Here is a 6,775-nt window from a genome sequence, read left to right as displayed (position 1 = left end):
CAGCACTGGCAGATCAGCCGCCCGTCCAGCTTCGCCTCGGTCAGGCGTCCGCCGTCGTCATAGGCATAGGTCCAGGTGGACTTGCGCCCCCTGGCCGCCGGAGGCAATCTTAAACCATGCGGTTGACGGACATCTTTTGGAGCATGTTCAAGGCGAGTTGTTTTTCGGAGTCCATGCGGTGGGCCACGCTTTTCTGGACGCGGGCGGTGGACGAGCCGAACTGGTTTTTGCGGGATTCGTACACGCCCTTGATGAGTTGGGCGTTGAAGTCATCGTTTTGCCCCTTGTGCAGGAACCGGTCGATGACCTTGTTGAAGATATTGGCCGCGCCGGTCGGGCCGTGCTGGACCGAGGTGGACCAGAGGACCTCCTGGAGCGCGGGCGGCGCATTGTTGAAGTCCAGGCCGGTGCGATCGAGGATCATGCTCCGGGCCGGGTCATAGGTCTGGCGGGAGATGAAATCGTGCTGGACCTGGTCGAACCCGGCCGGGTCCTCGGCGGCGATGGCCCGCCAGACCGAGGGCATGCCGCCCTGTTTGGAGCCGGTATTGGCAGGGCCTGCGTCGCGCAGCCGGTCGGCCCATTCGGGCCGGGTTTCGTCAAGATAGGCCAGGAACTCGTCCATGGTGCCGGGCTTGGAGGCGATCTGGTACGTGCCGTAGGAGGTCCCGCCCACGCGGTCGAAGCCGATGGCGGCCGTGCCCGCCTCGCCCGACTCGAATTGAGCGGCCAACTGGCCCGGGATGTGCGCGTTGACGTCGGCTGCGGATCGGGCGGGCGCCGAGGGCTGGACGGACGAGGTCTTGAGCCCGGCCTCGTCGCGCATGATGCGAGAAAGGGCGGACAACGCCTCGAGCATCTGAGAGTCGTTGATGATGGAGACGTCGAAGGACCCGCCGCCCTCTTCGCCGGACTTGTCGGCCCCGTCGCCGAAAAGGGCCTGGGTCATGCGCATCTGGTTGTCGAAGGCGGTCCGGCTGGCCAGTTGCTTGCCATCGCGGGCAACCGACGCGCCTTGCGTTGGGTTCAGGGCCTCGAAACCGCCGATCTTGCCAATGGACATATGCTGCTCCTGCGCTGAAAACGTCAAAACATTGACCCCGAGAGGGGGGTGCGCAAGGAGAGAAGCAAAGGCTGTGCCTATGGACACAGCATGTCGGATTCATTGTGGATCAGGATTTGAACAGGTGGGCGAAACGCATGTCGGCGAGCATCCGGTCCACCAGCTTGCGGTGGCCTGAAGGCAGGGCGTAATCAGAGAGTTCGGCGGGCTTCACGAAACCGCCCTTGACCGCCTCGTGGAAGATCGGCTCGGCGGGCTCGCCGTCGTACCGGCACAGGAAGCAGTCCATGGTCACCCGGTAGCGGGTGTAGCTGTAGCGGACCACGGTGATCTTCTCCACCGGTTCCACGGCCAGTTCCACCTCTTCCAGGTATTCGCGCCGGAGGGCCTGTTCCGGGGTCTCGCCCGGCTCGATGCACCCGCCGGGGAACTCCCACAGGCCGGGCCAGACGTCGCCGGGCTTGCGCTTCTGGATGAGCACCCTTCCCTGGTGAACCAGAAACCCGGTGGCCATGTCGATGCGGATGACTTCCTTGGACGCGGGCAGGACCGGCCGGAGTGGGACCGTGCCCATTTCGCAGGCCCGGCAGAACTCGCGCACCGGGCACGCCTCGCAGCGCGGATTCTTGCGGCAGATCAGGGCGCCGAACTCCATGACCGCCTGGTTGAAGTCGCCGGGCCGGTCGTCGGGAATGAGCCGTCGGACCGCGTCCTCGACCATGTTGCGCCCCGCCCTGTCCCGGACCGGGAGGTCCATGTCGAGCAGCCGGGCGAAGACCCGCAGAACATTGGCGTCCACGGCGGGCTCGTTCCGCCCGAAGGCGATGGAGGCCACGGCCCCGGCCGTGTAGTCGCCCACGCCGGGCAGGGAGCGAATATCCGCGAAGTCGGGGGGAAACTCGCCCTTGAAATGCTCTTCGATCAGGACGGCGGCGCGGTGCAGGTTGCGCGCGCGGGTGTAGTAGCCGAGCCCTTCCCAGAGGTTCAGGACCTCTTCCTCATGGGCCTCGGCCAGGGAGCGGACGTCCGGGAAACGATCCATCCAGCGCTTGTAGTACTCCACCACCCGGTCCATCTGCGTCTGCTGGGCCATGATCTCGGAGACCCAGACCCGGTAGGGGCTGGGCTCGTGCCGCCAGGGCAGGTCCCTGTGCTCGGCGTCGTACCATTGAAGCAGCTTGCGCGTGAATCCGGTCTGGTCCATGACCGCTGTTGTTTACCCCCCCTTGGCCTGGTTGGCAACCGCCTCGGCGGCCTTGGCCGCAGCCTCCTGATCGCCCAGGTAGTAGTGGCGGATGGGGGTCAGGTCGTCGTTCAGTTCATAGACCAGGGGCAGGCCCGTGGGGATGTTCAGTTTGGTGATGGCTTCGTCGGACATGTTGTCCAGGAACTTGACCAGCCCGCGCAGGGAGTTGCCGTGGGCTACGATGAGGACCTTCCGTCCGGCGCGCACCTGAGGGGCGATGGCGTCGAACCAATAGGGCATGGTCCGGTCGATGGTCATCTTGAGGCTCTCACAGCGCGGCAGATCTTCGGGCGCGAGGTCCGCGTAGCGCGGGTCGTTGCCCGGAAAACGCTCGTCGTCCGCCTCAAGCTCGGGCGGCGGGGTGTCGAAGCTGCGCCGCCAGACAAAGACCTGGTCGTCGCCGTACTTCTTGGCGGTCTCGGCCTTGTTCAGCCCCTGGAGCGCGCCGTAGTGGCGCTCGTTGAGCCGCCAGGTCTTGAAGACCGGCAGCCACATGAGGTCCAGTTCATCCTGGACCAGCCACAGGGTGCGGATGGCCCGCTTGAGCACGGAGGTGTGGACCACGTCGAAGGTGAATCCCCCCTCCCTGAGCAGCCGCGCGCCGTCCACGGCCTCGCTGACGCCCTGGCTTGTCAGGTCCACGTCGGTCCAGCCGGTAAACCGGTTTTCCAGATTCCACTCGCTCTGTCCGTGTCGGATCAATACCAATTTATGCATGATGGCTCCCCTTCGTGTTCGGTTCATGAAACAGGAGCATAACCCGAGAACGGGATTCTTGGGAAGGGACGGCGTGTGAAGATCAGTACCGTTTGGGCGCGGACTTGCGTTTTTCCTCGTCGATCTGGGTGAACAGCTCGCGCTTGCGCTTGTCGAAGGTGACCGCGCTCTTGATGGCGGCCATGGCCACGCACAGTATGCTCAGAATGATGATCAGCCCCTTGGAGATTTCCCAACGCTGGCTCGGGTCCTTGATGGTGTCGAGGATCATGTTGCCCTCGATGCCCTGGGTGAAATAGATGAGCGCGGGCACGGCGACGAGCAGGGAGCCCAGCCCGAGGAGCTCGAGCCAGATGAAGTTGCGCCCGAGCATGAGGATGAACAAGGTGGAATCGCGGATGATGCGCAGGGTGACCAGGCGGCCCTGGAGGCTGTCGATGTGCTCCTCGATCTCCTCCACGAAACGCAGCGACTTGCGGAAGTTGTCCGCGTCGTGCAGGCGCTGGGTGCGGATCCAGTTGATCTTGTCCACGCAGAAGTTGAATTCCCGGTTGAACTCCAGGAGCAGCTTGGGGAACGGGAACCAGGCGGCCTCGCGCTGGATGTCGCGCACCCGTTCGGCAAGGTATTCGATGTTGGAGTTGATCCGCTTGATTTCCCGCCGGACCTCGTCGTCGAGCGCGGCCTGGAACTTTTCCGCGCCCTTGATCAGCTGGTGATAGGCCACGTAGTTGTTGGTCCGGCTGAAGTTGCGCAGCCGGTCCAGTTCTTCGTTGGCCGTCTCGAAATAGGGGTGGGTCTCGGCGAACCGCTTGGAAATGTCGTCGGTCAGGTCCTCCACCTGCTTGCGGGTGGTCTCCACCGAGGTCTCGGCATCGTGCCACTTCTCCCACATGGCGCTCAAGAGCTGCACCCTGCCCCGGTCGAGCTCCGGGTCCACGAGGATGCGGTTGAAGACGTTCGGGTCGCGGGCCACCAGGTCGAACAGGGTGTCCATGGCCTGGCCGGTGAAGCCCATTTTGACCATGCAGACCGCCTGTCGGTAGACGGGCTGCAACCAGGTGGGCGACAGGGAATTGACCCGCTTGTAGGTGTTGATGGCGTCCTTGTAGTTGCCCTCCACCTCCATGAGCCGCGCCTGCAGGAATGCCATGCACCCCTGCTGCATGGTGGTGTAGCTCATGCGCTCGGCCTCCTGCCAGTGGAACATGGCCTGGTTCAGGTCGCCGTGCTCCATGTACCAGTAGCCCCACAGGGACTGGGGCTGGTAGCTCCTCGGGTACTTGGCCTGGGCCTCCTTGAGCTGCCTCTCGGCCTCCTCCATGTCCCCCTTTTCGAGGTTTTCCATGGCCTCCCATATGAAGTCGCCCTCCTGGGGAGCGAGCTGCTTGAAGCCGTCCTCCCACTCCTTGCCCCGGCTGCGCCAGACGAGCTTCAGGGTGCGCAGCTGGACCGGGGAATTGATCTCGAAGACCGACCTGGCCAGCAGGCTCTCCAGGTCGTTCTTCGACTCCATGACCCGAAGGATGGAGGCGACGAAATCGTCCTTGGAGACGTCCTTATCGAGGCCCGAGAAGCCGTCGGAAAATTCGTTGATGTCAGCCTTGGCCAGCAGCCGCCAGACCTGGGGCTGCGGGGTGGCGATCCGCTTGCTCGGGCACTCGGACGCCTTGTGATTCTTGAGCCCGCAGTAGAAGCATTCATGGTCCCCGTCCGAGGCCACCAGGGCGTTGGGCAGAGCCACCTGCAAGGTCCCGTAGCCCGCGCCCTCGTCGCCGTCCTTGAGGGACAGGGTGCACCAGGAGTCCAGGTTGACCGCTCCCGCGCCGTAGCGGGTCTCGTTCATGCGGAACCAGGGCGAGAGCAGGAATCCGTCCATGAAGCGCACGTGGGGATAATCCGGGGTGAGCCGGTTCCAGTCCAGCCCGACCTTGCGGGGCAGGTCCGCAGTGAAGTGCAGGGTCCCCTGGGGCACGGCGGCCATGACCACCGGCCAGTACTTCTTGTCCGGGGCCTCCTTGTTGTGCCGGATGAGGTTCATCATCTCGGTGGTGAAACTCTTGAGCAGCCGGAAGTTGTCCAGGGGCAGGAAGAGCGCCCCCTCCCTGACGTCGGAGATGTACTTGAGCCCGAGCCGCTGCAACAGCTCGATGACGTCGGTGGAAAAATCGCGCCAGCCCAGGATGCTCTCCTTGTCGGACATGCGCCCCAGCGGCTTGAGCAGGAAGAACCAGCGCAGCGTGGACTCGTAATCGAGCCCCTGGTCGGCGACCAGACGCAGCCACTCCACGTTGGCCAGCCCCTCCACGCGGCCGGCCGCCTCGGTGGTCAGCCCGGCCACGGACTGCACCTGCTCCTTGAGCTTGGGGTGAACGACCACCTCGAAATCCCCGGACGGGGTCACGCTCTGGCGGTCCAGCTCCACGGACAGGGACGCGGAGTATTCGAGATCGTAGCCCACCAGGAAGGTCAGGGGCATGATCTGGCAGAACACCGGCATGGGGTTGACCCTGGCCCAGACCTGGAGCCGGGCGATGGCCCGGAAAACCTCCACGGTGTTGCTGTACCACAGGGCCTGGTCGCTGTCCTTGGCCATGCACAGAGCGCCGTATTCCTGAAGGGTGTTGGCTACTGCGCCGTGCAGGTCGCCCTTCCAGGCCACCCAGATGCCGAAACCGGAGGCCACCAGCCGGGACTGGTTGATGACGGGAAGGGTATCCAGGAGCTTGGCTATGGTCGGCACGGGTCCACCTCACGCCTCTTTGCGGCGTCGTTCACAATGGGAAAAGCACGCTCCACGGCCTGTCGCCGCCCCGCATGCGCTAACTCAACGTATTCAGGGGAATTTCTTTCCCTTCGCGGACCATGCAAAACAGGTTCCAAACACGGTCCGCCTCATCCTTTTTGCCTCTTTTTTCGCACCCTTGCATGTAAATTTCAACCTTCCGCCGCAGGGAGTCCAGGGCCAGTTCCTGCTGCTTTTCGTCAAGTTTTCGGCTTTGCAGAATTTTTACCAGGGCGCGGATGCGGTGCAGATCGGCGCACGGCACGCACACGGACAACTGGTCCGGCCTGCCGCCGTGCTTCAGGGTCAGGGCTTCGCGGACCAGCCCCACCGGAAAGTTCAGGCAGGCGCGCAGCCACATGTCGTAGTCCTCGCAGGACGGCATGGCCGTGTCGAAGGGGCCCATGACCTCCCAGGCCGCGCGGGTGAACATGGTGCACGACGGGCTGATCAAGCACATCTCCAGCGCGGCCTCGAAGAACCACCCTTCCGGCTTGGCGTACCGAGCGGGCTGGTTGACCCGCTTGCCCCCCCGGTACCAGATCTCCTCGGTCTGGCAGATCTCGAAGCCGTGCTCGGCCATGTAGGCGAGCTGCGTCTCGAGCTTGCCGGGCAGCCACTCGTCGTCGGAATCGAGCAGGGCCACGACCTCGCCCCGGCACTCGGCGATGCCGGTGTTGCGCGCCCCGGACACGCCCTGGTTCTCCTGGCGGCGGCAATGGATGCGCGGGTCGTCGAACCGGGCCAGGACCGCCTCGGTGGCGTCCGTGGAGCCGTCGTCGATGATCCGGCACTCCCAGTTGCCGTAGGTCTGGGCCAGGACGGATTCGAGCGCCCTGCCGAGGTACTCCGCCCGGTTGTAGGTGGGCAGGATGATGGAGACCAGACTGTTTTTCATGTACGTGAGCCCTTGCCTTCGCCGTCGCGAACTGTCATGTTGTGTATCCAACAGTCCACCCAGGCG

The 6,775-nt window shown here is 64.2% G+C and carries 5 protein-coding genes; all 5 read right to left on the bottom strand.

Translation table 11 applies throughout. The annotated features are described in order from the left end of the window. Window positions 1-109 precede the first annotated feature (109 nt). The 5 genes from AB6M95_RS04555 to AB6M95_RS04535 all read right to left on the bottom strand — a co-directional run bounded on the left by AB6M95_RS04555 (window position 110) and on the right by AB6M95_RS04535 (window position 6,709). Window positions 110-1,063: a VgrG-related protein gene (locus AB6M95_RS04555; protein ID WP_371385551.1), complete on the bottom strand. Its 954-nt coding sequence runs from the start codon at window positions 1,061-1,063 to the stop codon at window positions 110-112. Window positions 1,064-1,172: 109 nt separating this feature from the next. Further along, entirely contained in the window at window positions 1,173-2,267 is a 1,095-nt protein-coding gene (mutY, locus tag AB6M95_RS04550; RefSeq protein WP_371385550.1) for an A/G-specific adenine glycosylase, read from the bottom strand. Window positions 2,268-2,279: 12 nt separating this feature from the next. Beyond that, a complete protein-coding gene (gene gpmA, locus AB6M95_RS04545; RefSeq protein ID WP_371385549.1) occupies window positions 2,280-3,026 on the bottom strand; it encodes a 2,3-diphosphoglycerate-dependent phosphoglycerate mutase in 747 nt (248 codons plus the stop codon). An 82-nt stretch (window positions 3,027-3,108) separates the two neighbouring features. Beyond that, on the bottom strand, window positions 3,109-5,769 hold the full coding sequence (locus AB6M95_RS04540) for a tetratricopeptide repeat protein (protein ID WP_371385548.1): 2,661 nt from the start codon (window positions 5,767-5,769) through the stop codon (window positions 3,109-3,111). Between the two features lie 79 nt (window positions 5,770-5,848). Beyond that, on the bottom strand, window positions 5,849-6,709 hold the full coding sequence (locus AB6M95_RS04535) for a glycosyltransferase family 2 protein (protein WP_371385547.1): 861 nt from the start codon (window positions 6,707-6,709) through the stop codon (window positions 5,849-5,851). Between the last annotated feature and the right edge of the window lie 66 nt (window positions 6,710-6,775).

The organism is Pseudodesulfovibrio karagichevae (assembly GCF_041414475.1).
Lineage (GTDB): Bacteria > Desulfobacterota > Desulfovibrionia > Desulfovibrionales > Desulfovibrionaceae > Pseudodesulfovibrio > Pseudodesulfovibrio karagichevae.
This window is presented reverse-complemented; position numbering and strand designations above follow the sequence as displayed.